The sequence below is a fragment of the Anaerosporobacter sp. genome, assembly GCF_965301125.1.
Map to the genome: position 1 here is coordinate 1 of NZ_CBDLAM010000349.1, position 2,058 is coordinate 2,058.

Here is a 2,058-nt window from a genome sequence, read left to right on the forward strand (position 1 = left end):
CAAATCACACACATCCTTTACCAGAACCTCGATATCACAGAAATTTTAGAATAATCACCATCTTTTGTAAAGGGCGATTCCCTCTGGTATAGACATCTGCCTTTGGAGCGAATATTTTTCTGTTATAATTTCCCTTTCGCTTTTCCGCTCCCAAGCAGCTGTGCGGCTCGGTACTTTTTCAAACTAAGAGACTGTTTTATAAGGTTTATTGATGAACCATAAAAAAAGAGACAGCTTTTTGCTGTCTTTGGTGTTTGACTAACGCCCCCGTTAGTTGAATAAGAATAGTGAAGCTGATTCAACAATAGCGCGATTGCTATATAACTGGTGGCATCAGATTCATGTATTTACTAGGTTAGGTACAACAAAGTCCCCAAACATCGCTTTGGGAATATTAAATCTGGCTGTCTACTTATTGCGATTCACATATTCAGTTGACCAGACTTCTAAGGCATCTAGCACACCCTTAAATTTCTGACCAATTTCAGTCAGTGAATATTCAACTTTTGGTGGCACGACTGGATAAACTTCTCGGTGAACAAGTTCAGCTTCTTCTAAAGTTCGTAGTACCTTTGTTAAATTTGCTTGTGTAACTTGCGGAACTTTTCTCGATAATTCCCCAAAACGTAATGTCTCATCTTGCAAATAATACATCACTAAAATTGCCCATTTACTTTGAATAATTTTTTGTATGTCTACCATAGGGCAAGTTTCTATATTTGTTTCGTCGTATTTTTGTGTCATGATAATTGCTACCTTCCTTTACTATCTTTTTTGATAGTATATATCAAAAACTATCGTACTTGTTATTATGTATCCTACCTTTAAAATTAGAGATATAAAGCATTATAAATAATGTTTTATGTAAAAACAAAAGGACGGTGCATTAATAATGAAAGCCATTTTATATAATGAATATGGGACAGAAGATGTTCTGTACGAAGCAGACGTTGCCATTCCTACAATCGAAACAAATGAGGTACTAGTTGAAGTATATTCAACATCTCTGAATCACTTTGATTTAGTGGAAAGAAGTGGTGCTTTTGCAAAAGATACAGATGTATTCCCACGTATGAGCGGTGGGAAAGACTTTGCTGGTATAGTGAAAGAAATTGGGAAAGATGTGACAAGGTTTAATGTTGGTGACCACGTAGCTGGCATTCGGTTCGCAGGTACGTATGGAGAGTACATTAATGTGAATGAGAACACTATTGCACATGTTTCTAAGGAGATTGATTTAAGTACGCTAGGTGGTGTACCTGCAGTAGGTCTTACTGCTTGGACAGCAGTTGTGAGAAAAGCAAATATTTCTGCTGGACAAAGAGTTCTTATTGTTGGTGCGTCTGGTGGGGTTGGTCATATTGCTGTTCAATTAGCAAAAAAATTAGGTGCATACGTTATTGCAACAGCTGGTTCTAAAAACATCGAATTCACGAAAAAATTAGGTGCAGATGAAGTGATCGATTACAATACACCAAATTATTGGGAAACGATTCAAAAAGTAGATGCAGTAATTGATGCAGTTGGTTTAAATCAAGATGAAATGATGAGTGTGTTAAAAGAAGGTGGTATTTTCACTTCAATAGTGAAGCCGCCGAATCAAGAAGTAGCTGAAAAATATAAAGTAACAGCTTCCTTCATGCAAGGAGAATTAACAGCTGCGAATTTACAAAACCTCATGAATGCATATACTAATAATGAATTTGTCTTACACGTTAATCAAATAAGCTCTTTTGATGTAGAAGAAATTAAAAAAGCACAAGCTGCATTCAAATCAAAACAAAATGTTGGTAAATGGATCATTAAATTCAAATAAATTCAAATTATTAGATATGCCGTTACAAAATAGTGTTCCTCAACTTGAAAGCTTGGGAACATTTCAAACAGCACCAACCATTGGTAAATCAGTGGTTGGTGCTGTTTTTTATTAAAGAATAAGTTAGTTTAATTAGTGTTTGTGCCCATTTTTTAACCCTGCTGCATAAAGAGCACCATTAACAGTTATGTTTGCTAAGAATTGTGCTATTTCTTGAGGAGATTCTTTCCTTCCTGTTTCTA

Annotated in this window: 2 protein-coding genes; one reads left to right on the forward strand and one right to left on the reverse strand. The window is 35.5% G+C overall.

The genetic code is table 11. The features are described 5' to 3' along the window. Nucleotides 1-408 precede the first annotated feature (408 nt). The gene (locus ACW2QF_RS19800; protein WP_455717738.1) at nucleotides 409-744 is read right to left on the reverse strand and encodes a winged helix-turn-helix transcriptional regulator; all 336 of its coding nucleotides are present in this window, start codon (nucleotides 742-744) and stop codon (nucleotides 409-411) included. A 148-nt stretch (nucleotides 745-892) separates the two neighbouring features. Between ACW2QF_RS19800 and ACW2QF_RS19805 the strand changes: the two genes are divergently transcribed. After that, nucleotides 893-1,816: an NADP-dependent oxidoreductase gene (locus ACW2QF_RS19805; RefSeq protein ID WP_455717739.1), complete on the forward strand. Its 924-nt coding sequence runs from the start codon at nucleotides 893-895 to the stop codon at nucleotides 1,814-1,816. Nucleotides 1,817-2,058: the final 242 nt, after the last annotated feature.